Raw genomic sequence first — 26,591 nt, 5'->3', positions numbered from 1 at the left:
CGCTACGACGTGGTCGATCCCAAGGACTGGCGCGAGCTCAACCGCGCCGTGACGCCGAAGTCCGGCTCGGGCGGCATGGAGGGCATGGACCACTCCCGGATGCCCGGCATGGGCGGCAAGCGCGACACGGGAGGGCGGTGATGGGGCCCGCCTGTAACCAAACCCCGCCCGCCCCCGGACTAACCCACAAAGGGAACTCACGGATGACCTCGACCGGCATGCGCTCGATGGCCGAGACGGAGATGCCGCTTTTCGGGGTCGCGCGCTTCCGGAAGGCGCGATGAGGCACCCGTACATGATGAGGGCGGCGTCCCCGCCCGGGGGAGCGTCCGCCGGCGCGCGGCAAAGGCTGCCGGGCGCGCTCGTACGTCCTCGACCCCGGCTGCTCCTCGTGCTCTGCGCGGCGCTCCTCCTTTCATCCCCGGCCGTCGCTGCCGGGGATGGACCCGCGGGCGCGTCCGCCCCTGCCGCGCCGTCGTCCTCCGGCGATGCGGCTCACGCGGCGTCGGGTCAGGCCGGCTACCGGCGGATGCTCGCACGCGAGGCCGAAACGCGCGGATTGCCCCCGGCCATCGCCGATGCCGTCGCGTATGTGGAGAGCGGGTACGATGCCGGCGCGGTCGGTGGGGTCGGCGAGCTCGGACTGATGCAGGTCCGGCCGACAACCGCGGCCATGCTCGGTCACACGGGTACCGCCGGGGCCCTCCTCGATCCCGCGACCAACATCCGCTTCGGCGTGGCCTACCTCGCACAAGCTTGGAAGCTCGCGCAGGGCGATCTCTGCCGCACGCTGATGAAGTACAGGGCCGGCCATGGCGAGGAGCGGATGAGCCCGCGCTCCGCCACCTACTGCCAGCGGGTGCGGGTCCGCCTCGCCGCGGCCGACGCTTCGCTCGCCGGGACCGCCTTACCCTCCTTCCAGGAAGGCGTCCGCGGGATTCCCGCGGCACGCCTCACGGAGCGGGATCCCCGTTCGGCAATCGCGCGGCGCTTGTGGGCCGAGCATGCGGCCCGTGTCCGCGGCATCGGGGCGCGCATCGACCGCATCATGGGCGGCGGCTGAGAACCTGTCGGAGCAAGCCACTTGAACGTCCGTCCCAGCCCCGTCCCGCCCGCCGTCAAGTCGCGTGTCCGCCCCGCCGGCGGCGGCCGCATGGAGGTCTGAACCCATGGACCACGGTCACCACGTGCATCATGCCCACGGGCACCGTCGCGGCCACGGCGCGGCCTACGCGGCCGGGGAAGCCGCGACGGACCCCGTCTGCGGAATGCGGGTCGATCCTGCGGCTACGCCCCACCACGCCGAGCACGACCACGCGACCTACCACTTCTGCTCGGCGGGATGCCGCGCGAAGTTCGTGGCCGAGCCGGCACGCTACCTGACGGCTGACAAAGGGCCGCCGGAAACCCCTGCCGGCACGGTCTACACCTGCCCCATGCACCCGGAGATCCGCCGCGACCGACCGGGCAGCTGCCCGATCTGCGGGATGGCGCTGGAGCCGCTCACGCCGACGAGCGGCCCGGTCGAGAACGCCGAGCTCAAGGACATGAGCCGCCGCTTCTGGATCGGCCTCGTCCTGACCCTCCCCGTCTTCGCCCTGGAGATGGGGGGACATCTGACGGGCCTCGTCGACCGCCTCGGCCTGCAAACCTCGAACTGGGTCCAGTTGCTGCTCGCCTCGCCCGTCGTCCTCTGGGCGGGTTGGCCGTTCTTCGAGCGGGGCTGGCAGTCGCTGGTGAACCGCCGCCTCAACATGTTCACCCTCATCGCCCTCGGGACCGGCGCGGCCTACCTCTACAGCGTCGCCGCGACCGTGGCGCCGGGGCTCTTCCCCGAAGGCCTGCGCGGCCACGGCGGGGCGGTGCCGGCCTACTTCGAGGCCGCGGCGGTCATCACCGTCCTGGTGCTGCTCGGGCAGGTGCTGGAACTCGGGGCCCGCGAGCGCACCTCGGGCGCGATCCGGGCGCTGCTCGACCTCGCCCCACAGAAGGCCCTGCGTCTCGGGACGGAAGGGACCGACGAGGAGGTGCTCGTCTCGGCGGTGGCCGTCGGGGACCGCTTGCGCGTCCGGCCCGGCGAGAAGGTGCCGGTCGACGGCGAGGTCGTCGAGGGGCGCTCGGCCGTGGACGAGGCGATGATCAGCGGCGAGCCCATCCCCGTCGCGAAGGAACCCGGCTCCCTCGTGGTTGGCGGGAGCCTGAACACGACCGGGGGCTTCGTGATGCGCGCGACGCGTGTCGGGGCCGAGACCACCCTGGCCCGCATCGTCGCGATGGTCGCCGAGGCCCAGCGCTCGCGCGCGCCGGTCCAGCGACTGGTGGACGATGCGGCGGCCTGGTTCGTCCCCGTGGTCATCTCCGTCGCCGCCCTCGCCTTCGTTGCCTGGATGGCCTTCGGGCCGGAGCCACGCTTCACCTACGCCCTGCTCGCGGCCGTGGCGGTCCTCATCATCGCCTGCCCCTGCGCCCTCGGCCTGGCGACGCCGATGTCGATCATGGTCGGGGTCGGCCGCGGCGCCCAGGACGGGGTCCTGGTCAAGAGCGCCGAGGCCCTGGAGCGGTTGGAGAAGGTCGACACGCTCGTCATCGACAAGACGGGGACCCTGACCGAGGGCAAGCCCAAGGTCACCGCCGTGCTCCCGGCCCCCGGTTTCACGGACGCCGACGTGCTGCGCCTCGCCGCGGCGGTCGAACGCGCGAGCGAGCATCCCCTGGCCCTCGCCATCGTCCGGGCCGCGGAAGCGCGGGTCATCCCGGGCGCCGTGGCGTCCGACTTCGAGGCACCGACCGGCAAGGGGGCGCTCGGCACGGTCGAAGGACGGCGCGTGGCCATCGGCAACGGGCGTTTCCTGGAGGAGCAGGGGACGGACGTGACGCTCCTCCAGGCGCGGGCCGAGGAGGTGCGGAGCCGGGGCGCGACGGCGGTCCTCGTCGCCGTGGGCGGGAAGCCGGCCGGCGTCATCGCCATCCAAGACCCCGTCAAGACGAGCACGTTCGAGGCCCTGCGAAGGCTGCGGGGGGAAGGCTTGCGCATCGTCATGTTGACCGGCGACAGCCGGACGACGGCCGAGTTCGTCGCCAAGTCGCTGGGCATCGACGAGGTCGAGGCCGAGATCCTTCCCGACCGGAAGGCGGAGGTGGTCAGGACGCTCCAGGGCCAGGGCGCGGTCGTGGCGATGGCCGGCGACGGGATCAACGACGCGCCGGCCCTCGCCGCAGCGGATGTCGGCATCGCGATGGGCGGCGGCACCGACGTGGCCATCGAGAGCGCGGGCGTGACGCTGCTCCGCGGGGACCTGGTCGGCATCGTCAGGGCCCGGCGCCTGTCCCGGGCGACGATGCGCAACATCCGCCAGAACCTGTTCTTCGCCTTCATCTACAACGCGCTGGGCGTGCCGGTCGCCGCCGGGCTGCTCTACCCGTTCCTCGGCATCCTGCTCTCGCCAGTCATCGCGGCGGCCGCCATGGCGCTCTCGTCGGTGAGCGTGATCGGGAACGCCCTGCGCCTCCGCACGACGCGGATCGGCTGAGGCAGGGCCATGGCCTGCGCGCCGCCCTCCGCCGACGGGCCCGGCCCGACCCGTAGGGCGGAAACCCGGCGCGGGCGAATTCTGGGCCGTGCCCCCCTCCCTCCTTCGAGCAATCGCATGAGCCCGTGGAGACCATGACCACGCACCCGCTCGCACTCGGCGTCACGGGCGCCTACCTCGCCATGGTCGATACCGTCGTCCCTGACTTCGTCGAGGCTTTGTACCTCGTCGGTTCCGTCGCCATGGGCGACTTTCGGCCCCCGCTCAGCGACGTGAATTTCGTGGCGGTGTCCCAGGCTCGCCCGGGCCGGGGCGAGGTGGCCGCCCTCGCCGAGGCTCATGCCGGCCTCGCCCGCGGCTGGCCGGCCCCGGCGCTCGACGGCGTCTACCTGACCTGGGACGACCTGCGGGCCGGCCCGCTTGCCGTCCCGAACGGCCCCTGCGTCCGGCAAGGGCGATTCTTCGCGTCGGGATGCCACGACCGGCATCCGCTCACCTGGAGCGTCCTGAGGGCCAGCGCGGTCACCATCCGCGGTCCGCTCTGCGCGGGCACCGGGCTCTGGCGTGGAACGACCCACCTGGAACGGTGGGCCCTGGCCAGCGTCGACGAACGCCGGCGCGCTGGACTCGGACCCGATACGGCGGACGCGACGCTCCTCGCGGCGAACGGGGTCGAACGGTTCGTCCTCGGCATGTGCCGGCTCCATTACGTCCTCGCGACCGGGGTCGTGCCTTCGAAGAGCGACGCCGGCCTGTACGGGTTGATCACCTTCCAGCCGGAGTGGCATCGCATCATCGACGAGGCCCTGCGCATCCGCAGGGAACCGGGGGCGGAATGCCTCTACGCGACGCCCGGCGAGCGCGGCCGCGACGCGTTGGCTTTCGTCCGCCTCGTCGCGGACGACGCACGAACGCTCGTCGTCGGTCCTGGCGGTTCCGGACCGGGCTGAGGGCGCTCGGTCTCCCACATCGCCCGGCCGGGAACGGCCGCGCTGCGGTGCGCGGCCGCCTGTGCCGTCCCGAGCTTGGCCGTTACGCCAGGCCTGCGGACGGGCCGCGAGAGGGGCGCCGACGAGATCGGCCTTCGTTCTGCCGGGAGCGCCCGCGGGCGCTCCCGGCAGGGCCGGACCTCCGAAGCCCATTCGGAGGTCGTCGGGCTCACGGCAAGCCGCGCCGCGCCCTTCCGCCCGGACAAACGCCGGAGCCTTGTCGCCAGGAGTACCCGTTGCTGACCCCGCCGATCATCCACGACCTGATCCATCGGACGTTGGGCCTCGACCACCCCCACACCCACTGGTGGATCGACCTCGTCACGGTCCTGGTCCTCGTCGTGGCACCTGCCTGGACCGCTTGGCTCGCCATCCGGTCGGGCCTGCGCTGGGCCGCCGCCCGGCGGCATCGCACCCGCGGGACGGCGGCGCTTCCGCCGCCCGCCGCGTCCCTGGACGCGGCGGGACGGCCAGGCGCCCGCCCGGCAGTGGCGGCGCGGCTGGAATCCTACGTCGTGCGTGCGACCTCGCGGCTGCAGTTCCGTCTCGTGCTCCTCTCCGTCCTGACGCTGCCGGCGGCCTGGCTGCTCCTTGAGATCCCCAAGCACATCATCAACCACGCCCTCGCCGACGATACGGGCGACGGTCACCCGAAGATGGCCTTCCTCGGCGTCCAGCTGGGTCGCGTCGAGCTGCTGTTCGCGCTGTGTGCCAGCTACCTGGCCGTGCTCACGCTCAGCGGCCTCGCCAAGTACGCGGTCAATCGGGTCCGGGGGCGCGTGAACGAGCGCCTCGTGCGCCGCCTCCGCCTCGCCATCGTCCGCCGCGCGCGCGGCGAGCGCTCCCCCGAACGGCGGGCCACGCTGGCCGCCGTCGCGGTCCAGGAGGTCGAGCCCATCGGCTATTTCGGCGGCAGCCTGGTGGTCGTGCCACTCGTCCAAGGCGGCACGCTCGTGACCAGCATCGTCTTCCTCCTCCTGCAGAACGCCGCCCTGGCGCTGGCGGCCCTGATCATGCTGCCGGTCCAGCTGTCTATCCTGCCGCGGTTGCAGGGGCGGTTGAACGCGAAGGTCCGCCAAAGGGTCCATGCCACGCGGGAGCTGGGGGCGCTCCTCACCGCTCCCGCGGACGCGCGACAAGCCGGCCGCGCGGCGTGCGAGCCCTCCGACCTGAGCCGGCAGATGCTTCAGGCCCGGAAGCTTGAGGGGGTGCGCATCGAGATCAACGACCTGAAGGGCCGCCTCAAGGGCCTCTACAACTACACCTCGAACCTCACCCCGTTCTTCTTCTTCTCGATCGGCGGCTACCTCGTCGTGCAGGGTCAGCTCTCGCTCGGCGCGCTCGTCGCAGCCCTGGCCGCCTACAAGGAGATCGCCCCGGCCATGCGCGAGCTGTTCGACTTCGCCCAGGACTGGTCCGACGCGAGCGCGCGCTTCGAGGAGGTCACCAAGGCCCTCGGGCCGGCCGGGCCTGGGGATCGCGCGACGGAGAGGTCGGCGCGCGACCGGACCGTTCGGGCGGCCTGAGCGAAGCCGGCGAGCGCCGGAGCCTCGCGAGCAGGCGTCCGGCCCCGCGCGACGACGCCATCCCGCATGGCCGGGCACCACCCTCACCTTCCGGCACGCACCCGGCGCGGCCGCTCCTACCGCAGCAGCGTCGCGCCGAGCTGTGCCAGCCCGCGCCCGAGGCCCGGCGCGATGCCGAGGCCCAGCGTCCCTGCCGTGCACAAGCCGAGTGCCCATGCGTAGCCGGCGCCGGATGCCGGCCCCTCGGCACGGTCCGGATCCCTGAAGTACGTCTCCGCGATGATGGCCGCGTAGTAGAACAGCGCCACCGCCATGTTGGCGGCGGCCACCACGGCCAGCCACGCGAAGCCGCCCTCGATGGCGGCCACGAGCAGGAAGACCTTGCCGGCGAAGCCCGCCAACGGCGGGACGCCCGCGAGCGACAGGAGGGCAAGCGCCAGCGCCGCCGCCGGCCCCGGCGCCCGCCGTCCGAGGCCGCGGATCGCGGCGAGGGCGTCGCTCCCGGTCATGCGCTCGACCTGCGCGACCACCGCGAACGCCGAGAGGTTCATCAGGAGATAGGCCGCGAGGTAATAGCCTATGGCCGGCAGGGCCTCGGGGGCCTGCCCGGCCGCCGCAACCCCCATCAGCACGTAGCCGGCCTGGGCGATGCTCGAATAGGCCAGCAGGCGCTTCAGGCTCGCCTGGCGGAGGGCCACCAAGTTGCCGAAGGTCATCGTCGCGGCGGCCAGGAGCGCGAGCACGGTCGGCCAGGCGGCGAGGCCGTCCGGCATCGCCGCCAGCAGGAAGCGGAGGAGGCCGGCGAAGGCGGCCACCTTCGGCACGACGGAGACGAAGCCCGAGGCGGGGGCCGTCCCGCCCTGGAACACGTCCGGGGCCCAGACGTGGAACGGCACCAGCGTCATCTCGAAGCCGTAGCCGACGAGGACCAGGCCGAAGGCCAGCGCCACCCAGGCCCGGTCGGCGCCGGCCAGCCCCGCCCCGATGGCCCGCAGGTTCAGGCTGCCGGTGAGGCCGAACAGGAAGGTGAGGCCGTAGGCCATCACCGCCAGCGCGGCGGCGCCGTAGAGGAAGTACTTGAGCGTCGCCTCCTGGGCCGGTCCGTCGCTCCGCACGAGCAGGACGAGCAGGTAGGACGGGAAGCTCACCATCTGCAGGAACAGGATGATGAGGCCGAGATCCGTGGCCGCCGTGAGCCCCATGCCGCCCACGGTCGCCATGAGCAGCGCGACCGGGTGGTGCGGTTCCTGCTCGCTCCCGCGGAAGTGGGACCCGAGCGCGAGCAGGCTCACCAGGGCGCCGGCCTCGATGACCAACTGGTAGAAGCCCCGGAACGGGTCGACGGCGTAGGTGCCGCAGAAGGCCTCGCGCGGCGGGGCCGTCAGCATCGGCGCGGTCAGGCCCATCGCGACGAGCAGGGCGAGGAGCGCGACGGCGGCGGGCAGGCGGCGCCACCGGCCCCGGACCCAGCCGGCAACCGGGACCAGCGCGAGGGCGCTCCCCGCCAGGACCATCTCGGGCGCGACGGCGCCGAGATCCATGCAGCCGCCCATCGCCTGCCCGCCGGTCATGGAAGGTGCGCCAGGGCTGCGGTCGTGCCGTCGAGCAGCGCGACGAGGACGGCCGGCAGGACGCCGATGCCGACCGCCAGTGCCGCGAGCGCCCCCGCCGCGCCCGCCTCGGCCGCCGTGAGGGGCGGCAGCGCCGGCATGTCGGGCGGCGCCCGACCCATCAGCAGGCCCGTCAACAGCCGGAGGTAGACCGCGGTCGTCACGACGAGCGCGAGGACCGCGAGCGCGGCGACCCAGGCGGAGAGCTGCAGGGCGGCGCCGATGGCCTGGAACTCCGCGATGAAGCCGGACAGGCCCGGGAGTCCGAGCGAGCCGAAGGCGAGCAGGCCGAACAGCCCGCTGAAGGCCGGCATCGCGCCGATCAGGCCGCCGAAGCGGGCGAGTTCCCGCGTGCCGGCGCGGTGCTGGAGCATGCCCACCAGCAGGAACATGCCGCCGGTCAGGAAGCCGTGGCTGACCATCTGCACGGCGGCGCCGTTCAGCGCCAGCCGGCGCACGCCCTCGTTGCCGGCCAGCGCCGCCACCGCGACGCCGAGCGTGACGAAGCCCATGTGGTTGACGGAGGTGTAGGCGACGAGCCGCTTCATGTCGGACTGCGCCAGCGCCGCCAGGGCCCCGTAGAGGAGCGATGCCAGGGCCAGGGCAACCAGGAGCCAGCCGAACCGTGCGACCGTGTCCGGCAGGGTCGGCAGCAGCACGGCGAGCATGCCGTAGCCGCCCATCTTGAGCTGGAGACCGGCCAGCACGACGCTGCCCTCGGTCGGCGCCTCGACATGCGCGTCGGGCAACCAGTTGTGCAGCGGCACCACCGGGAGCTTCACCCCGAACCCGAGGAGGAGGGCCAGGAAGACGAGGCCGCCCGCGAGCGGGGTCCGGTCCAGCGGCCGCGCCTGGACGATGGCCGGCAGCGAGAAGGTGTGGGGCTCCATGGCGAGGTAGAGGGCGAGGAAGCCGAGCAGCATGGCGAGGCTGCCGGCGCGGGTGTAGAGGAAGAACTTGAGCGCCGCGTACCGCCGCCGCTCCCCGCCCCAGATGCCGACGATGAAGTACATCGGCACCAGGCCGACCTCGAAGAACAGGTAGAACAGCAGCAGGTCCTGCGCCGCGAACAGCCCGATCAGCCCGGTCGCGAGCAGGAGGAAGAGGAAGGCGTGGGCGTGCGCCCGGTCGTGCTCGCCCAGCACGTAGACCATCACCACCGTGAGCAGGAGGGCCGTGAGCAGGATCAGCGCCAGGGAGAGGCCGCCGACGCCGACGTCGTAGCGCGCCCCGAGCGACGGGATCCATGGGAGCGACATCCGCCATTGCAGGCCGCCGTCGTCCGGATCGAAGCCGGCCCAGAGGATGAGCGCCGCGCCCAGCGTCAGCACGGAACCGCCGAGGGCGACGCGGCGGACGAGGTCCGGACGGTGACGTGGCAGCGCCAGCACGGCGAGGCCCGTGAGGAGCGGCAGGAGGATGGTCGCGGTGAGCATCGGGTCCAGTCCCCTCAGGGCCACAGCATCAGGGCGCCGGCGGCGAGCGCCGCCGCGGTCCAGGCGAACAGGCCGAGCGTGTAGAGGTAGAGGCGCCCGGCCTGCAGGGCGCGGAGCCGCTCGCCCCCGGCGGCGAGCCCGGCGGCGAGGCGGTCGCCGCCGCGCCCGAAGCCCCCTTCCTCCACCCGCCCCGCCCACCCGGCGGACCGCCAGGCCCACCCGGCCACGGCGCGGGCCCCGGCATCGAGCGCCCCCTCGACGGCCGGGACCGTCCGGGCGAGCCACAGCGTCCGGCGCGCCGGGGCCTCGGTGACGGCTTCCAGCCCGGCGGCGAGCCGCGCGGGGAGCGCGCCGAGCGCGGGCGCGCCACTCCACCCCCGCGCCGCGCCGAGACCGAGCCCGAGCAGTCCGGCGGCGACGCCGAGCCTGCGCCACCCCGCCTCGGTCTCGGGCGCGGCGAAGGGCAGAGCGGCGCCGAACCGTCCGGCCAACAGCCAGCCGAGCCCGGCGGCGGCGAGCGCGAGCAAACCCATGCCGGTCCGCATCGCCCAGCGGGGCTTGCGCGGGCCGACCGTGCCGCGGCGCCTCCCGAGGAAGGTCGCGGCCCCCGCACGCCCGATGTAAATCCCGCCGAGCAGGACGAGCAGGACGACCAGGGACCCAGTCCCCGGGCCGTGCCGCGACGCGACCGCGAGGATTGCCTCCTCGCTCAGGAACCCGGACAGGGGCGGCACGCCGGCCAACGACAGGGCCGCGACCAGAAAGGCGGCGCCGGCGAACGGCAGCGCGCGAGCGAGGCCGCCGAGTCGACCGAGGGCGCGCGTGCCCGCCCGTTCCTGCACGATGCCCGCGGCGAGGAACAGGGTCGATTTGAAGGCGGCGTGCGCCGCGAGGTGGAAGGCGGCCGCGCGCGGGCCGCCCAGGCCGAGGGCCACCATCATTTCGCCGAGCTGCGAGCAGGTGGACCAGGCGAGCACCCGCTTCAGGTCCGCCTCGGCGGTCGCGATGAGGCCGGCGGCGAGCGCCGTCGCGGCCCCGATCCAGAAGAGGGTGTCGAGCGCGACGGGCGACGCCGCGAAAACCGGGTACAGGCGCAGCACGAGGAACACGCCGGCGGCCACCATCGTGGCGGAGTGCAGCAGGGCCGAGACCGGGGTTGGCCCGACCATCGCGTCGGGGAGCCAGCCGGAAAGCGGTAGCTGGGCGCTCTTGCCGACCGCGCCGGCCAGCATGAGGAGCGCCGTGGCGGTGACCGTGCCGGGGGCGATCCGGCCCCCCTCGACGGCACCGACGAGGACGTCGACGTCCGTGGTCCCTACGGCGGCGAGCGCCAGGAGCCAGCCCAGCAGGAGGCCCACGTCGCCGATCCGGGTCATCAGGAACGCCTTGGCGGCGGCCTCGGCGGCGCCAGGCTCCGCATGGTCGAAGCCGATCAGGAGGAACGAGGCGAGCCCGACCAGTTCCCAGGCCGCGAACAGGAGCGCGAGGGAGTTCGACAGCACGAGCGCCAGCATGGCGCCGACGAACAGGCCGAGCTCGGCGAAGAAGCGGGGCCGGTCGTCCCTTCCGGCCATGTACCCGAGGCTGTAGAGGCCGACGCAGAACGCGACGCCCGCGACCACCGCCGCGACGAACCACGTGAGCGGCGTCGCCGCGAGCCCGACGGTCAGCCGATAGCCGCCGCTCTCGAACCAGGTCGCCGACAGGGCGGCATCGGACGGCAACGACGCGAGGCTGGCGAGCGACAGGGCGACGGCGCCCACGACGAGCCCCCCGCCGCCCCAGGGCAGGCGGCGACCGATGCCGAGGGCGGCCGTGGCCGCGAGGAGCGGCAGGAGCGGGATGGCGAGCAGGACGGTCATCGCTTCAGGTCGGCGTAGGCGTCGACCTCGGACGTCCGGCGCTGCCGGTACAGCAGCAGGACGAGGGCGAGCCCGATGGCCATCTCGACGGCGCCCACCGTGACGACCAGGATGGCGAGGATCTGCGCGGAATAGTCGCCCGGCGCGGTGAACCGCCAGAACGCGACGACGTTCAGGCCGATGGCGTTGAGGAGCACTTCGACGCCCATCAGGATCATGACCGCCGAGCGCTGGGCGACCACGGTGTAGAGGCCGATGGCGAACAGAAGCGCGCCGACGACGAGGTAGGCGGTCAGCGGTACCGTCATCCGATATGTCCCCCGTTCCGGTGGTGGGCCTCTTGCTCGTCCGGGCGCTCCGCCACCCGATCCGGGGTCGCGAGCGGCGCGAGGCGGTCGTTCCGGATCGGCTCGGGCTTGGCGTCGACAGCGACCTTGGCGGCGCGCGAGGCGTCGTCCGGGTAGGCCGAGGGCCGGGCGAGCAGCACGGCGCCGAAGATGCCGATCAGGATCAGGAAGCCGGCGCCCTCGAAGGCGACCATGTACTTCTCCATGAGGAGATGCCCGACCCGGCGTGCCGAGTCCGCGTCCGGCACCGCCTCGGGCATCGCCGGCCAGGCCGGCCGCAAGACCAGCATCCCGACGAGCACGGCCCCGACGCAGAGGGCGAGCCAGGCCGCGACGGGGCGCACGGGCGTCACCATCGACATGTCCATGCCACCCATGTCCATGCCGCCATGACCGCCCCCGTGCGCGTGGTCGTGCCCGTGGGAAGCCTGTCCGTGTTGGTGGGCCGCGCGCTCGCCGTGCCCGCCCTGGGCCTCGTGCGGCATGGCTTTCGCCGCCCCGTCGTGCGCGTGGGCGTGGTCGCCGCTCGCCGCGCCGCCGTGCCGGGGCCGGTGGCCGCCGGAGTGGCCCTCGTGGTGTCCGGTGGCGGCGGCTTGGTCGCCGGCTTCGCCCTGCCGGTGGCCGTCCTGCCCGACCTCCGCGGGCTGGCGCGGGACGAGCCCCTTGCTGAACCAGCGCTCCAGCGGGGCCATGTCCATGCCAGCCATCATCGCCCCGCCCGGGTCGTGCATGACCAGCACCATGAACAGGATCATGACGAGGAAGCCGCCGATGTACATCATGACCTGGAGCAGCCCGATCAGGTCGGCGGACAGCAGGATGAACAGGCCGGCGACCCCGATGAAGGAGGCCATCAGGAAGATGCCCGAGCGGAACATGCTCATGGTCGTGGTCATGCCGAGCGCGCCCGCGACCGCGACGAAGGCGCAGACCAAAAAGGCGGTGAGCTCGAAGGCGGCGGTCATGCCCGTGGTCCCACGCCGAGAAGGATCAGGCCGCCGACGAGGAGCACGTTGACGAGACCCGCCGGGATCAGGACCTTCCAGGACAGCGCCAGCATCCCGGCCGTCGAGAACGGCCGGACGCAGCGTCCGAGCCCCAGCATCAGCGCCATCAGGGCGTAGGTCTTGGCCAGCATCCAGGCCCAGCCCGGCAGCCACGGCCCGGACGGCCCCCCGAGGTAGAGCACCGCCCCGACCGCCGCGACGACGAGGAGCACGCCGGCGAGGGCGACCCGCCACAGGAGGCCGGACCAGCCCCCGGCCGCGCCGAGCACGCCGCCGCCGATGGATCCGGCGAACGGCTCCAGGAACGGGGCGCGGTAGGACTGCATCAGCCCCGTGACGAGGTAGAGGAGGAAGCCCGTGGGCTGCAGGACGACGAACCACAGGTCTCGCTGCGCCTCGACGACGGCGACCGTCGACAAGGAGCGTGCCATCATGACCACGCCGACATAGGCCAGGCCGAGCGGCACCACGTAGGCGACGAGTTGGGCCACGATGCGGTAGCAGGCCTCCACGGCGTCGGGCGTGTTCGCGCCCCAGCCGGCGAGCGCCAGGCCAAGTACGACGAAGTCGACGACGACGATGACGTAGAAGAGGCCGACGCCGAGATCCCGGCCGATCAGACCCGGCCCGAACGGGATGACCACCATGGCAAGCGCGACCCCGCCAAGCGCCACCGCCGGCCCGGCCGGCAGCAGCCAGCGGTCGGCGTTGGGCAGGTCCAGGCCGCGCCTGAGGTCGACGTCGCGCGCCGGCCCGGCCTCCAGGCCCCGCCGCGAGAAGAGGCGCTCGACCGCAAGGGTCAGGGCGGCGCCTCCGAGGAGCGCAGCCAGCACCGCCGCGGCGCTCGCCACTACTCCCATCGCAGGCCGCCCATGCCCCAGGCGTAGGCGATGCCCGCCGAGAGGAGCGCGATGAACACCAGCATGTCCAGGAACGCGGTCACGCCGATATCGGCGAAGACGACCGCCCAGGGATACATGAAGATCATCTCCATATCGAAGGCGAGGAAGATCAGCGCGTATACGGCGTAACCGAAGCGGAACTGCGCCCAGGCCTGGGGTGCACGGCTCGTCCGCCTCGGGACCCGCGCGAATGCCGCCGCGGCCAGCAGCGCGAGGCCGGCGGTCATCAGCAGCACCAGCGCCACGAACGCGTAGTCGCTCACGGTCGACCCCGGCAGCGGTTCCATCCTTGCTCCTCCCCTCCCTCGACGGGCTTCGCTCGCCAGGCCCGGGCCACGGGACCGCACCGCCCCTGCGCCTGGAACCGATGTCGCGACGGCGGGATACGCCCCGGCCTTCCTCAATCTTCCTTGAACGCCCGCCGGACCTGATCGTTGAGGGGCTTCGTCAGGTAGGAGAGCACCGTCCGCTCGCCCGTCTGGATGAAAACCTCGGCCGGCATGCCCGGCACGAGCTTGATCCCCTTGAGCCGCGCGACGTGGTCCGGTTCCGGCTTGACGTGGACCTTGAAGAAGCTCGTGCCCGTCTTCTCGTCCGTGATCTGGTCGGCGGCGACGAGGCTGACCGTGCCCTCGATCTCCGGGGTGGTCCGCTGGTTGAACGCGGTCAGGCGCAGCACGGCCTTTTGTCCGAGCCGGACCTGGTCGATGTCCTTCGGGGCGACCTTCGCCTCGATCACGAGCGTGTCCGCCCTCGGGACGATCAGCATGATGGGTTCGCCCGGGCTGACCACCCCGCCGATGGTGTGGACGGCGAGTTGATGGACCATGCCGTCCTGCGGGGCCCGGATGTCGATGCGCTTGAGCTGGTCCTCGGCCGCGACCCGCTTCTCGACGAGCTCGGCGATCTTGCCCTGCACCTCGCTCAACTCCTTCGCCACCTCGCTGCGCAGGTCCTGGTCGACCTGGATCACCTGGAGCTCGGTTTCGGAGATCTTTCCCTTCGCCTGCGCGACGGAGGCGACGAGCTGCCCGTGCTCGCCCTCCAGGCGGGCGGCGTCGCGCTCCAGGGCGGTCACGCGCTGGATGGGGACCAGGTTCTTGCGCCAGAGGTCGCGCACGCCTTCGAGCTCGCGGTTGATCAACTCGGTCTCGCGCCGCTTGCCGGCGATCTGGCCCGTCAGGCCCTGGATCTCCTCCCGGAGCTGGCCGGTCCTCTCCTTCAGCTGCGCCTTCTGGCCCGCGCGGGCGTCCCGGCGCAGCTCGAACAGCCGGGTCTCGCCTGCCATCACCCTCCCCGCCTCCGGGTCGCCTTGGGCGCGGCCCCGGAGGACGGCCGCGAACGAGACCCGGGGGGCGCCGTCGCGTTCCGCCTCCAGGCGGCCCTGGCGCGCGGTCAGCTCGGCCAGGCTCTTGTCGACGACGGCGAGGTTGGCGCGGGTCACGGTCTCGTCCAGCCGCATGACGACCTGGCCGGCGCGCACGAGGTCGCCGTCCCGGACCCGCAACTCGCCCACCACGCCTCCGGTGGGGTGCTGCACCTTCTTGACGAAGGAATCGACGACGAGCGTCCCCGGTGCCACGACAGCGCCGGCGAGCTCGGTGGTGGCCGCCCACCCCCCGAGGCCGACGGTGAGCAGGGCGGCGGCCGCCAGGCTCAGGACGAGGTGGCGCCGGACGGAGCGGCGGATGTCCCAAGGGCGCTGCGCGCTCATGCCCGCGCTCCTTCTGACAGGGCCCCTTCGGCGTCGGCGACCACGCGCAGCGGCACCGGTCTCTCGGATGGCGGGCGCTCCTTGCCCTCGACCCGAGGCAGCCGGGCGCTCGCGGCCGCGGCCGGGCGCTTCAGGGCGGACAGGACCTCATCCTTGGGCCCGAAGGCGCGGACCCGGCCGTCCGCCATGAACAGCACGCGATTGACCGCCGCGAGGGCGCTCGGGCGGTGGGCTACGATGATCACGGTGCCGCCGCGGGCGCGCACGTCCCGAATCGCGCGGTTCAGGGCGTCCTCGCCCTCCGCGTCGAGGTTGGAGTTCGGCTCGTCGAGGACGACGACGAACGGCTCGCCGTAGAGGGCGCGCGCCAGCGCGATGCGCTGGCGCTGCCCTCCCGACAGGGCGGCCCCGCCTTCGCCGATGGGCGTGTCGTAGCCCCTCGGCAAGGAGCACACGAGGTCGTGGACGCCGGCGGCGCGTGCGGCGGCGACGATGGCCTCGGAGGGCGCGTCCGGGTCGAAGCGCGCGATGTTCTGCGCCACCGTGCCGGCGAAGAGTTCGACGTCCTGCGGCAGGTAGCCGATGTGCCGGCCCAGCACCTCCGGCGGCCACTGGTCGAGGGTGGCGCCGTCGAGCCGGACGCAGCCGCGGAGCGGCGCCCAGATCCCGACCAGGGCACGGATGAGCGAGGACTTGCCGGAGCCGCTGGCACCGATGACGCCGAGCCCCTCGCCGGCCCGCAGCGAGAAGGTGGCGTCTTCGACGAGGGCATGTTCGAGCCCGGGGGCCGTGACCGTCACGGCCTCGACCCGGACGCTCTCGCAGGGGGGCGGCAGGGCGACGCTCAACCGCTCGCTCGGGAACGAGGCGAGGAAGGCCTTGAGGCGCCCCCAGCCCTGTCGGGCCGCCACGAGCGATTTCCAGTGCGCCACCGCCAGCTCCACCGGGGCCAGGGCCCGGGCGACCAGGATCGAGCTCGCGATCATGATGCCGCCCGTCGCCTCGCCCGCGATCACGAGGTAGGCGCCGACGCCGAGCACCAGGGATTGCAGGGTAAGGCGCAGCACCTTGGCCAGGGCCCCGAACCCGCCGGCGACGTCCGATATGCGCCGCTGGGCCACGAGGTTGCGCTCGCTCGCCTCGGCCCAGATGTCGCCCGTGCGCGGGGCCATACCCATTGCCCGCAGAACCTCGGCATTGCGCCGGCCGGCCTCTGCCAGGGTGTAGCGCTGTCCGGCCGCTGCGGCCGCTGCCCGCGACGGACGGCGGGTCAGGAGGTCCGTGACGAGGGTGATGGAGACGAGAAGCAGCGCACCCCCCAGCACCGCCGCGCCGATCCAGGGGTGGAAGGCGAAGCAGAGCAGCAGGTAGAGGGGGATCCAGGGCAGGTCGAACAGGGCGGCCGGCCCCGGGCTCGACAGGAAGGTGCGAACCTGGTCGAGGTCGCGCAGCGGCTGCAGTCCGTCGCCGTGACGCGAGGCGACGAGCGGGGCCTGCACCACGGCGTCGTAGGTGCGGCGCCCGAACGCCCGGTCCACGGACGCGCCGATCCGGACGAGGAGGCGGTTGCGCAGCACGTCGAATAGGCCCTGGAAGCCGTAGAGGACGAGAACGATGGCGGCGAGCCCGAGCAGCGTGGGCACGCTGCGGCTCGGCAGCACCCGGTCGTACACCTCCAGCATGAACAGCGAGCCGGTGAGATAGAGCAGGTTCACCAGGGCGCTCAGCAAGCCGACGCCGAGGAGCGCGCCCCCGATGCCGGGACGCACCTCGGCCGTCGTGGAAGACGGTTCGTCATCGTTGGCCGCCACGGCGTTGTTCGCGAGCGCGGTTGGCTGCATGTCGTTCTGCCTCATGCGAGGGGGCTGGCGCGGGATGGCCGGGCGGCCTTCCAGGTGCGGGCCGGGCAGCGCGAAGCACCCGGCCGCGCGGCCCCACGCATGAGCGCGGGGCCGCACCCGCTCAGGCGAGCATGTAGTCGTGCTCCGGGCTGGCGGACGCCGTCGCGGTCTCCTGGAAGATCAGCCTGGAGCCCTCGCCCGTGATGGCCGGGTCGTCGATGAAGGAGCCTCTCGTCCCGTCGTCGGCATTCCACATGAAGTCGTCCTGCGCGAGATCGCTCGTCTTCAGCCCCTGGAGCAGGATCGAGCCGTCGCCCTCCGTCGTCGTCCAGCTGACGCGCACCCCGCCCGAGACGTCGGCGACCGTGACCTCGTCCGGCGTGATGTCGCGGAAGGCGATATGGTCGAACGCGCCCGGACCGGCGTCGAAGCCGCCGGAAACGATGTCGTTGCCGGTGTCCGGACCGACGATGAAGGCGTCGGCGCCGTCGCCCCCGTTCAGCACGTCGTCGCCCCGGCCGCCGTCGAGCATGTCGTGGCCGGCCCCGGCGTAGAGCACGTCGTTGCCGTTCTCGCCCATCAGGTTGTCGGCCTGGTCCCCACCGTAGAGCTGATCGGCGCCGCGGCCCCCCATGAGGTGGTCCTGCCCCTCTCCGCCGTCGAGGACGTCGCGTCCGGCGTCGCCGGACAGGTCATCGTCCCCCGCGCCGCCGGAAAGATGGTCGGCGCCATCCTGGCCATAGTAGAAGTCGCGGTCGGCCGTACCCTCGAAGGCGTCCCGGCCCGCCGTGCCGACCTTCACGTTGAACTCGTCGAAGCGGAAGGCATCCTCGGCGGTCGTCGCGCTGCCCGCGTCGGGGGCGGAGAGGTTGCCGCCCTCGTCCTTGATGAACTTGTCGGCCGTGACGGTCTCGGCGTCGGCGCCGGTCGGACGGATGACCTGGCGATCGTCGGTGAACATGAAGTCGTCCTGGGCGAGCTGCGACTTCTCGAACCTGGCCAGGAGGACCGACCCCCCCTCGCCCACATCCCAGCTGATCCGCACGCCGGCGTCGGTGTCCTCGAAGCGAAGGTCCTCGGCGTTCAGGCCGCGGACGGCCAGGTGGTCGAACATGCCGGGGCCGCCCTGGAAGTCCTGGATCACGTCGTCGCCGCTGTCGGGGCTGATGACGAAGGCGTCGCCGCCGGGCCCGCCTATCAGGATGTCATCGCCGGCGCCGCCCTCAAGGTCGCCGTGGCCGACCCCTTCGTCGAGGTAGTCGCGCCCGTCCTCACCGCGGAGTCCGTCGGCCGCGTCGCCGCCGATGAGCACGTCGGCGCCCCTGCCGCCATCGAGGTGGTCCATGCCACCATCGCCGACCAGGACGTCGCGACCGTTGCCCCCGAGCAGGTCGTCGTTCTCGCCGCGGCCCGCCAGGTAGTCGGCGGCGCCCCGGCCGAAGGCGGTGTCCATCGCGCCCGTCCCGGGATAGGCGTCGAGGCCGGACCCGCCGATGTACAGCCTGTGGTCGCCGAAGCTCAGCTGGCTGGCAGGTTCGTCGTGGGAGCTCTGATGCTGCCGATTGTGCGTCATCTGCCGGGTCCTTGCGCTGTTCGAGGGAGCTTGCGTGCAACCCGCCGGCGTGTGGTACTAACCGGACATACCCCTGCAGGGTACACCTCGCTAGAACTCCGGCATTTGCCGCATTGTTTCCCGCTTTTCCTCCATCTGGGGCCGTTTGACGCGACCGGGTGCGCAGGGTCGGCGACGGAACCTTCGAGGCTCGGGCCGGGACGACTGCGTCGCATCGGATACCGTGGGAGGGTTTGTTGCGCCGGTCCGGGACGCTTCCGATGTGGATCGTGCCGCGTCCTGCGGGTCCGCGACGGCGGGCGAACTTGTCGTCGGCGCTCGGCCGGCGACGTTCGCAGGCCTCGCTCAGCGAGAGGAGCGGCGCGGCCTCGGGACCCCGCCTACGGCCGGAGGCGCGCGGTCACGGGACGCGCGATGGCCAGCACGCCCTTCAGGCCGCTGCCGAAGCGCGCGATGCTCGCGCGGTGGTCGCGGAGCTCGCTGTAGGGAAGGTAGCGCAAGTCCAGCTCGCCCACCCGGGAGAAGGCCGGACGGGCGAATTGCGCCCTGACGTCGCCCTCGCGACTGTCCGGGGCCACGAGGAAGAAGTTGCGGCCGGTTCCACCCTCGATGCCCAGCGCGAGGTCGAGCATGCGCACGATGCCGGAGTAGATGCTCGTCGTGTGCTCGACCTCGAAGGCCGCCGCGACGTCGCCGCTCGCCCCGTCGAGCCAGATCACGTCGATCAGGCGGACCGTTTCGGCCGAGCCGTTCGCGGTCAGCCGTGCAGGCAGGCGCTCCAGGCATCCGTCCGATAGCCGGCCGCCGGCGTAGGACCGGCTCGCGTCGTTCGCGGCTATCCAGACGCCGAAGCCGAGCGCGAGGCCGAGATCCCGCAGCCAGCCCTGGATCTCGGTGTGTGTGTGGTCGGCGTCCCGGGCGGCCTCGACGGCCTTCGAGGCGCCGGCGGCCTCCGCCCGGACGCGGCCGAGGTCCTCGCGCCAGCGCTCCAGCGCCCCCGCCGTGTCGCGTTCCGGCAGCGGGTAACGGCCGGAGCCGACGTCGAACAGGAAGCCGGCGGCCGCGCCGAGGTCGTTCGAGAGAAGCGACCGGTGGGCGTCGTTGAGGGCGAGGATGCCCCGGCGCATGGCGAGGTATTCGTCCCACCTGCCGAGCTTCACGTTGGCGCCGGCGAGGGCGTTGTACCCCTTCACGATGGCGGTGTTGAACGGTGGCATCCAGGTCGGGTGCAGGAAGTAGAGCAGGTTCGCGGCCGCGGGGCCCAGGCCCTTGATGCGCGCCCGGTCGAGTGCCTGGACCGCCGACAGGACATGCGCCTCGGCGTTGCAACACAGGCACGTGTCGAGGAACCGGCCGAAGGCGAGCTGGTTGTCGCGGTTCTCGTAGATATCCGGGATGCGCAGCTTCGGCTTCCAGAGGAAGGCGTGGTCGGCGCCCTTGAAGACCTGGCGTTGCTCCGCGATGGAGTGGACAACCGTCTCCAGCGAGGAGCCTCGGTACGCATTGCCGAAGGCGCCGGTCCGGATCTCCTCGACGACGGCCTGGATGCCGCGCCGGATCGAGCGGAAGTTCTTGATACGCTCCTCCCACAGGAACCACGTCCTGTAGGAAGCGCCGGCATCCTCGCGCCAGTGCCGGAGGAGCTTGCCGACCCAGGCTTCGTCCACGTCCGTCCCCCCTCCTAGACCCGAGCCAGGCTTCCGCCGCGGAGCATGCCCCGGCCCGGTATCCGACGCCACTAGGTCAACTCCGAGTCGTTCCGGCGCCGCCGAGATCGCGGCGGCGGTGTCGCAACGGCGCAACGGCCTGGCCGTCGTTCGGACCACGGCGGCCGGTCAGCCGGACCGGGCTGCGGGCCTTGCGCGTGCACCGGCCACGGCCCCGGTGCCGGGTCGCCGTGCGCAGGCGCTGCCAGGAAGCCTTGATCGTCATCAGGGCGACGATCTCCGGTCCCGCGGTATCGCCATCGTTGTGAGGTCCCGGGAGGTCCCGGCGAGGCACGTGCGCAGGCGCGCGGCTCGCCCGGGGAGCCCGGCACCGCCCGCAGCCAACTCGCGCGTGGCGAAGTGGCGAGTCGGTTTGAATTGACCCGGGCGTCTCGACGGAGGAGGCCTGGTCTCGCCGCAGGACAGGACCACACGTGCAGCAGTGCCAACGCTCGCCCCGCGGCTTTCGCTCCACCCTCGTGCAGGCCGAGCAGCCCGCCGTCGTGTCCCGGCGGCCGGGCATGACGAGGATCGCGCCAATCCTATCCGCTGCCGCCGCTAGCAGGTCGATGAGCAGGGCTAAACGGGTGGCGCGCAGGTGTTGCGCCGAATGGCCCTCGCTCGGCGCTCCTCGCGGCGCATCCCGCGCAGGGCGGGCACCGGCAGTCCCGCCTCGCGGCGGGCGCGGCGCTCGGCCGGGCCGTCCAGCCGCAGCAGCGGCGGCACCATGCGCGTGGGGTCGGTGGCGACCAGCACAGGCACGTCGCGCATGAGCAGGGCCGCGTTTTGCCGGGCGCGGGTGAGCAAGCGGTTGGCACCGCGCTCCGCCAGCCTGAGCACCGTCGCCCGCTCGCGTTCGTCAGCCCACGAGGTCTCGCGGGCAGCCATCCTGCGGGCCCTGCGCGCCCGGTTGCGCTCCGTGGTCACCGTGCACGCGTGTTCGGCCTTGGCTGGCCGATGGGCATGATCGGTGCCGACGCGGAGCAGCCAGAAGTTGTCTGTCGTGACCGACCAGTCGTCGGTGCCGCGGAAGCGCAGCTTCGGCAGCGGCCTGCCCGCCTCCCTGGTCATGACGCGGTCCCGCACGCACTGGACCCTGGCGCGGCAGCCCTCGGCGACGGCATTGTTGAGCATGGAGTACGGGAAGGAGCGCAGGACCGGGAGGCGCTCGCACGGCCGGGTCAGCTCCGGCTCGGGCCGACGGCAGTTGGTACGTGCAGGAACCTGGGCGACGTCTCAGGCGCCGGGGTAGGGCCCTTTCCATCCGCCTAACCTCACGGAGAGGCAGTGGGCAAAGGCGTGGGCGAAGGGGACGCGCGCCTCGATGGCGGCATTGCAGGGCAGACGGCAGAGTTGGGCGGCGTGGCCGAGCCCGCCGACCAGAACTGGTCGGCGAAGACGGTGCCGGACACGGTGCGTCCCCTTCGCCTTCCGCAGCGGCTGAGTGTTCCCCATTCTTCCCGGATGGGCGCGGGCGTCTTCACGGTCAAACCTGATCGCGGCAGGACGCTGGCTTCCGGCGACGAGGGGGAACGAATTTAAGATGACCCACCACCCGTGGCGAGCCGGGCTTGGCGACCGCCTGGCTGGAAGGCTGATGGGCCGTCGCAGGGTAACGGTCCCGGTGCGGAACGACATCGCATCCCACTGTCCGGCCTTCGCACCGGGACCGCGGCGTCATGCCGCCGGTGAAGGGGTATAGCCGGCGGACGCAACCGCCCGTGCCACGGCGGCCGCGTCTTCCGTCCCGCCGACGGTGAGTGTCTTGCTTCCTAGGTCGACGGTCACTCGCGTGCCGGGCAGGTCTCGCACGATGGCGGCCGTCACCGCTCGCACGCAGTGGCCGCACGTCATGTCCTCGACCCGAAGAACCACCGTGTCGGGTTGGGGCCGGCGTGCCGGGAACGGCGTGGCGACGGAGTTGTTCGTGCAGCAACACATTCAGGGTCTCCTTCTTGAGGACCCCGCCCAAATGGGGCTTCCCATCGTTGGAAGGTCAAGGGCCGCCCGGAGCGTTCGCAGCCGATGCGCCGACCTCAGTCAGCCGGCGAGCGCGGCGGCCGCTCAAGCGGGCGGTGCGAGGCGTCGACCCTTCCTCGGGTTGCGCCACCATCGAGCACGGATCCGGCGCGGGTACCGAGGCGCACCGCACTGGCCGGATTGGCGTGCCCGCCCCGGTCGCGCGTCGCCCCGGACGACCGCTCCCCGCGGGCCTGCCCCGCTTCGGGAACCCCGTTGCGCGGCGGCGATCCTGACGAGGCAGGCCCGGCAGGGGGCGGAATGCCCCGTTCAGCGACTGCCGCCGCCGCTGCCCTGCGGGACGGCGCGCGCCGGCTGGCCGGCGTTGCCAGCCGCTGCCGAGTCGGTCTGGAGGGTGGATGCCCCGGTCGGACCGGGGGCGACCACCACGTTCCGGTCGTTGCCGGTCGTGCCCGGCGTGCGCGTGACCACGGGCTCGGCGGATCCCGGCACGCCGGGCCTGGCGGGCACCTGCGCGGAGGCGGCGCCGGGAAGCGCCGCGGCGAGCAGGCCGGCGAGCGCGAGGGACAGCTGACGCATCGATGTTCTCCGTCTCGCGACGATGCTGTGGTGGGAGAGCCCCTCGGGCTCAGGCGGCCATCTTGCGGCAGCTCTCGGCACAGCGGCGGCACTGCTCGACGCAAGCCTGCATGTCGCCGACCTGCTCGCAGCTGCGGGCGCAGTCCTCGCAGACGTCGGCGCACTCGGCGCAGGTATGCTTGTGGTGCTCCGTGCCGAGCAGCATGAAGTGCGCCGAAGTCCGGCAGATCTCGGCGCAGGCAAGCATCAGGCGCAGGTGCCCGGGCTCGACGTGCTTGCCGCCGGCGGGCAGGCAGTGGTTCGAGGCCATGCCGAGGCAGGTCTGGTAGCAGCGCAGGCACTCGTCGATGCAGGCCTGCATATCGTGGCTCATCTGATGCATGTCGTCGCTCGCATTGTTCGGGAGGATGCTAAGCCTTACTATCAAGGGAAGCCCCGAGGCCGACGAGGCCGGGGCGTCGCGAATGTCAACATACCCAACCGGGGTATTGTTCCGGGTCCCGGGGCCAGCGGTCGCCCGACCATCAGAGGTACACGGCAGCATGGCAGGTTCCGAAGAGGACCATGGAGGCGTCCCGGTCGACCATAGGCAGCAGATCCCGCGGCTCCGTCGAATCGAGGGGCAGGTGCGCGGCGTGCAGCAAATGATCGAGAACGGGCGCTACTGCATCGACGTCGCGCACCAGATCGACGCGGTGGTCGCTGCGCTCAGGCGCGTGCAGTCGGACATGGTGCGCGACCACATGCACGCGCTGGTGCAATCCTCGCTGGCCGGGAACCTCTCGGATACCGAGCGGCAGCGCCTGGCCGACGAGGTCGGCGGTCTCATCGCTCGCATCGTCTGACACCTCCGGCATTCCCGCCAGGCCCGCTCAAGGTCCCGCGCCTGGAAGTCCGGGCAAGAGGCGCGCCATGGCGCCGCCGTAGCTGCCGTCCGGCGCTGCATTCTGCCGGCTGGCCATCGCGGAGGTTGCCCGGCATGGGGCGTGACGATGGCGGCGGGGCAGCCTGCCCCGCCGCCCGGATTGTCGCACTTTGGCAACATCCAGCCGGATCCGGCCGGGAGCCGCGGATTAACTCGCGACTGGCTTTGACGAACGATTGTCGGCGCGTTTACCCATGAGGGGTATAACGGAGGTGCCGATGGCCGGTATGTCGCGACGAGCCCTTCTCACCGGCGCCGCCGGGGTCTTCGGCGCGGCGGCATCCCTGCCGCGGGGCGTCGGCCGGGCCCTCGCGCTCGAACAGCGCAACGGGGTGAGCTTCCTCAAGGGGCCTTACAACCTCGCCTTCTTCTACCGGCACAACCGCGCGTACCGCATCGGCGCCGGGATGCACTTCTTCCACTCGAAGCAGCACGACTTGCTGCAGTTGACGCGCTTCGAGGACCACGCCGCCGTCGACGCCCGCTTCGACAAGGAGGCCCAGGAGTGGCTGCGCGATCCGCCGGCGACCGAGCCGGAGATGCCGTACTACTCAAGCTACGTCGACCGGGCGATGCACACGCTGTTCCGGACGATCGACTGGACGCACATGCATCACGAGCAGACCTACGACGTGATGTCGTTCCGTGAGATCCCTTGGGCCGAGAAGAAGGTTTGGACGGACCGCACGGTCCGCTACTACCTTGAGATGCAGACGCCGGGCGTGCCCCGCAGCGTGGCGCCGCTCGAACTCACGATGCGGCGCGCGGGCATCATGATGAAGCCCTACCTGAACCACTTCCGGAACTTCTACCCGCTCGACCAGAGCCTGTTCTACGTCGCCCACTGGTGGCATCCGGCCGTCTACGAAGCCCAGATGATCTCGGGTAACCATGATCAGGAGGTCGCGATCAAGGCCGTCGAGGAGACCATGTACCGCGAGATCCTTAACGACCGCCCGCAGCGAATGGTGCTCTCGCGCGAGATCATGCCGCGCTACTCTCGAATGAGCCCGGAGAGCGCAAACATCTTCGACAACCTGCACATGCTGCACGGCATCGCCTACTCGATCCTGGCCTACAAGGGCTGGTCGGTCGAGGAGAAGCGGGCGGAGATGTACCGCGTCATCGAGGCCATGGGCTACCAGCCCGGCGACGAGGTTTACGCGCGCAAGTTCCGCGAGCCGCATCCGGGCTACGATCCGCGCACCTACCCGGCTTGGGTGCGCTCGCCCCAGGGCGCGATGGGCATGATCATGATGGACATGCTCATGGAGATGCTGCCGATGATGTATCCGGGCGGCCTCTCCAAGGACCGGAAGGCCGCCGTCATGCGGCAGATGATGATGAACGGCCGGCTCGGAATCGAGCCCGGCGAGGTTCCCGGCTCGCTCCACGACGCCTTGATGCAGGTCGCCCCCGGCATGCGGATGATGCCGGGCTCGACCGAGCCCGGGGAGACCCCGGCCATGATGGTCGAGCACATGGTCTCCGCCTGGAAGGCCAAGGCCGCCCGCATCCCGGACGTGGCCCCCATCGACATGGGCGTCGAGCCGAGCTTCGGCCCGGCCCGCGTCGCCGTGCGCTGAGGAGCCCCGCGCCATGCCGAAGATCGTTCGCGCCGCCCTCGCGGCCGCCCTCGTCGCCTCCGCCGGCCCGGCGCTCGCCGCGGATCACACCAACCTGGAGGAGGGGCTGCCCATCACCGTCGAGGACGCCTACCCGATCAAGGAGAACGGCCTCGAAGTACAGTCCTACTTCCAGTACAACCGCACCCGGAACGACCCGCGTGGCCTCAGCAGCCTGATGGCCGTGCCCCGCGTGGAGTGGGGGGCCTTCAAGAACTTCCAGTTATCTGTCGAGGCGCCTTACAGGGTTGGCACGGCGAGCGACACCGACCAGGGAGCGTTCCGGGCCCAAGGCTTCTACAACTTCAACCAGGAAGACCTCGTCCTGCCGGCCCTGGCGGTCGCGCTCGGCGTCAACACCCCCTACGGCCGCATGGCGGGCGGGACCGAGACCGAGCTCAAGTTCCTGGCGACCAAGAGCATCGGCACGCCGGACCCGGAGGGGCTTTCGCCCTACTCCTACGTGCCGCGCCGGATTCACTTCAACGCGTCATGGTTCCACAACTACGACCCAACCACAGGGCGCGAGGCGGAGCGGCGCGACCGCTACCGTGTCGGGGTGGGCTACAGCCAGCCGGTGTCGAACAACGTAGTGCTGGTCGCCGACATCTTCCGCGAGACCGACCGCGAAAGGGGGCGCGCGGTGAACCTGGCTGAGATCGGCGCCCGCTACATCGTCACGCCCCAGACAGTCTTGACCGGGGGTGTCGGGGTCGGCTTCGGCGGCGACCGCCGGCAGGACTTCCGCGTCACGGCCGGCCTGCAGCATTCGCTAAGCTTCCCGTACTCGTTCGACCCGCCCCGCTGAAAGGCCGGACGCGCAGCCTCCCGCGGCCCTCGGCTGGTTTACCGCGAGATCGGAGAGTTCGAATGGGCCCGGAACGCCATGCCTGGACATCCAGGAACGCCGGGCGAAGGCGCCGTGTGCGGCCGGGCGTCCTGGCGGCCGCGCGGAGGACGTTCCTGCGCATCCTGTTGGCCATCGCCGTCGCGGGGGCGTGCGGCGTCGTCGGCAGGCAGATCCTAACCTCCGCGGCCTCGACGGAGCCCTACGCGAGCGGCCAAGGCCCGCGCGAAACCCTGGGAACGCTGCGTTGACCGGCTTACGCCGGCGAAGGCGGTCGTCGGATTTGGGGCAATCCGCGCCGACGCGCGACGGGGCGGCGGCTGCACGGTCGCGGTGCGTCCATGTGCTGGTGCCGCCGGGTGCCACGGATGCGCGGCGTTCTTCGAGGGGCTCCTTGTCCGCGCGTGCGGCACAGGAGGCCGGCGAGGCGCGCGTGCGCGGCAAGAGGTCGAACACGTGGCCCCGGCGCCCGAGCGGTCGAGAAGCGGGTCCGGGACGAGTGCGGGCGCGCGCGACCGGACGAGCGGGTCGGCGTCTTGCGTTCGCCGTCACCACGGTGAGGGATCTACGCATGCACCTCTGCAGTGCGTCG

23 protein-coding genes are annotated in these 26,591 nt (G+C 72.1%); 8 read left to right on the top strand and 15 right to left on the bottom strand.

Annotated features, from left to right (window positions below; genetic code table 11):
- Positions 1–529: 529 nt before the first annotated feature.
- From MFF56_RS27525 to MFF56_RS27510, 4 genes are all read left to right on the top strand, one after another.
- Positions 530–1,063 carry a lytic transglycosylase domain-containing protein gene (locus MFF56_RS27525; RefSeq protein ID WP_238231838.1) on the top strand — a complete coding sequence of 178 codons (534 nt, stop codon included), beginning with the start codon at positions 530–532 and terminating at the stop codon, positions 1,061–1,063.
- A gap of 106 nt (positions 1,064–1,169) precedes the next feature.
- Complete coding sequence (locus MFF56_RS27520; protein WP_066921447.1) at positions 1,170–3,530, top strand: heavy metal translocating P-type ATPase; 2,361 nt, start codon at positions 1,170–1,172, stop codon at positions 3,528–3,530.
- A 134-nt stretch (positions 3,531–3,664) separates the two neighbouring features.
- Positions 3,665–4,480 carry an aminoglycoside adenylyltransferase domain-containing protein gene (locus MFF56_RS27515; RefSeq protein ID WP_096487849.1) on the top strand — a complete coding sequence of 272 codons (816 nt, stop codon included), beginning with the start codon at positions 3,665–3,667 and terminating at the stop codon, positions 4,478–4,480.
- Positions 4,481–4,755: 275 nt separating this feature from the next.
- Complete coding sequence (locus tag MFF56_RS27510; protein ID WP_183667266.1) at positions 4,756–6,045, top strand: ABC transporter ATP-binding protein; 1,290 nt, start codon at positions 4,756–4,758, stop codon at positions 6,043–6,045.
- Between the two features lie 116 nt (positions 6,046–6,161).
- On the opposite strand, the gene MFF56_RS32180 is transcribed toward MFF56_RS27510, so the two are convergent.
- From MFF56_RS32180 to MFF56_RS27450, 12 genes are all read right to left on the bottom strand, one after another.
- A complete protein-coding gene (locus MFF56_RS32180; RefSeq protein WP_156454034.1) occupies positions 6,162–7,616 on the bottom strand; it encodes an NADH-quinone oxidoreductase subunit N in 1,455 nt (484 codons plus the stop codon).
- Complete coding sequence (locus tag MFF56_RS27500) at positions 7,613–9,091, bottom strand: complex I subunit 4 family protein (protein WP_183667267.1); 1,479 nt, start codon at positions 9,089–9,091, stop codon at positions 7,613–7,615. Before MFF56_RS27500 ends, MFF56_RS32180 begins: the two co-directional genes overlap by 4 nt.
- A 14-nt stretch (positions 9,092–9,105) precedes the next feature.
- Positions 9,106–10,953: an NADH-quinone oxidoreductase subunit 5 family protein gene (locus MFF56_RS27495; protein WP_238231836.1), complete on the bottom strand. Its 1,848-nt coding sequence runs from the start codon at positions 10,951–10,953 to the stop codon at positions 9,106–9,108.
- Positions 10,950–11,261 carry an NADH-quinone oxidoreductase subunit NuoK gene (gene nuoK / locus MFF56_RS27490; protein WP_012454430.1) on the bottom strand — a complete coding sequence of 104 codons (312 nt, stop codon included), beginning with the start codon at positions 11,259–11,261 and terminating at the stop codon, positions 10,950–10,952. The genes MFF56_RS27495 and nuoK overlap by 4 nt, the downstream gene beginning before the upstream one ends.
- Entirely contained in the window at positions 11,258–12,265 is a 1,008-nt protein-coding gene (locus MFF56_RS27485) for an NADH-quinone oxidoreductase subunit J family protein (protein ID WP_066919343.1), read from the bottom strand. Before MFF56_RS27485 ends, nuoK begins: the two co-directional genes overlap by 4 nt.
- A complete protein-coding gene (locus MFF56_RS27480; protein ID WP_238231834.1) occupies positions 12,262–13,140 on the bottom strand; it encodes a complex I subunit 1 family protein in 879 nt (292 codons plus the stop codon). Before MFF56_RS27480 ends, MFF56_RS27485 begins: the two co-directional genes overlap by 4 nt.
- 17 nt (positions 13,141–13,157) lie before the next feature.
- Positions 13,158–13,496 carry an NADH-quinone oxidoreductase subunit A gene (locus MFF56_RS27475; protein ID WP_012454427.1) on the bottom strand — a complete coding sequence of 113 codons (339 nt, stop codon included), beginning with the start codon at positions 13,494–13,496 and terminating at the stop codon, positions 13,158–13,160.
- A gap of 113 nt (positions 13,497–13,609) precedes the next feature.
- Positions 13,610–14,923, bottom strand: a complete 1,314-nt coding sequence (locus MFF56_RS27470; RefSeq protein WP_012454426.1) for an HlyD family type I secretion periplasmic adaptor subunit — start codon at positions 14,921–14,923, stop codon at positions 13,610–13,612.
- Complete coding sequence (locus MFF56_RS27465) at positions 14,920–16,764, bottom strand: type I secretion system permease/ATPase (protein ID WP_066919349.1); 1,845 nt, start codon at positions 16,762–16,764, stop codon at positions 14,920–14,922. Before MFF56_RS27465 ends, MFF56_RS27470 begins: the two co-directional genes overlap by 4 nt.
- Positions 16,765–16,885: 121 nt before the next feature.
- Positions 16,886–18,337 (bottom strand): calcium-binding protein, encoded by a 1,452-nt coding sequence (locus tag MFF56_RS27460; protein ID WP_238231832.1) that lies wholly within the window; start codon positions 18,335–18,337, stop codon positions 16,886–16,888.
- 380 nt (positions 18,338–18,717) lie between these two features.
- Complete coding sequence (locus MFF56_RS27455) at positions 18,718–20,004, bottom strand: type II restriction enzyme NmeDI-related protein (protein ID WP_066927213.1); 1,287 nt, start codon at positions 20,002–20,004, stop codon at positions 18,718–18,720.
- 618 nt (positions 20,005–20,622) lie between these two features.
- Complete coding sequence (locus MFF56_RS27450) at positions 20,623–21,114, bottom strand: hypothetical protein (RefSeq protein WP_156454008.1); 492 nt, start codon at positions 21,112–21,114, stop codon at positions 20,623–20,625.
- Positions 21,115–21,330: 216 nt separating this feature from the next.
- On the opposite strand from MFF56_RS27450, the gene MFF56_RS27445 reads away from it, so the two are divergent.
- Positions 21,331–21,585 (top strand): hypothetical protein, encoded by a 255-nt coding sequence (locus MFF56_RS27445; RefSeq protein ID WP_156454009.1) that lies wholly within the window; start codon positions 21,331–21,333, stop codon positions 21,583–21,585.
- Between the two features lie 135 nt (positions 21,586–21,720).
- Here the strand turns inward: MFF56_RS27445 and MFF56_RS27440 are convergent, their stop codons facing one another.
- From MFF56_RS27440 to MFF56_RS27430, 3 genes are all read right to left on the bottom strand, one after another.
- Complete coding sequence (locus MFF56_RS27440; RefSeq protein ID WP_082773351.1) at positions 21,721–21,984, bottom strand: heavy-metal-associated domain-containing protein; 264 nt, start codon at positions 21,982–21,984, stop codon at positions 21,721–21,723.
- A 348-nt stretch (positions 21,985–22,332) separates the two neighbouring features.
- Positions 22,333–22,602, bottom strand: coding sequence for a hypothetical protein (locus MFF56_RS27435; protein WP_066927216.1), 270 nt, complete (start codon positions 22,600–22,602; stop codon positions 22,333–22,335).
- A gap of 49 nt (positions 22,603–22,651) precedes the next feature.
- A complete protein-coding gene (locus tag MFF56_RS27430) occupies positions 22,652–22,984 on the bottom strand; it encodes a four-helix bundle copper-binding protein (RefSeq protein ID WP_144766838.1) in 333 nt (110 codons plus the stop codon).
- A 160-nt stretch (positions 22,985–23,144) separates the two neighbouring features.
- Between MFF56_RS27430 and MFF56_RS27425 the strand changes: the two genes are divergently transcribed.
- From MFF56_RS27425 to MFF56_RS27415, 3 genes are all read left to right on the top strand, one after another.
- Positions 23,145–23,447 (top strand): metal-sensitive transcriptional regulator, encoded by a 303-nt coding sequence (locus MFF56_RS27425; protein ID WP_066920382.1) that lies wholly within the window; start codon positions 23,145–23,147, stop codon positions 23,445–23,447.
- Between the two features lie 307 nt (positions 23,448–23,754).
- Positions 23,755–25,113: a hypothetical protein gene (locus tag MFF56_RS27420; protein ID WP_238231830.1), complete on the top strand. Its 1,359-nt coding sequence runs from the start codon at positions 23,755–23,757 to the stop codon at positions 25,111–25,113.
- 13 nt (positions 25,114–25,126) lie between these two features.
- Entirely contained in the window at positions 25,127–25,960 is an 834-nt protein-coding gene (locus MFF56_RS27415) for a hypothetical protein (protein ID WP_066920378.1), read from the top strand.
- The last annotated feature ends 631 nt before the right edge of the window (positions 25,961–26,591 follow it).

Source organism: Methylobacterium hispanicum, assembly GCF_022179285.1.
Lineage (GTDB): Bacteria > Pseudomonadota > Alphaproteobacteria > Rhizobiales > Beijerinckiaceae > Methylobacterium > Methylobacterium hispanicum.
This window is presented reverse-complemented; position numbering and strand designations above follow the sequence as displayed.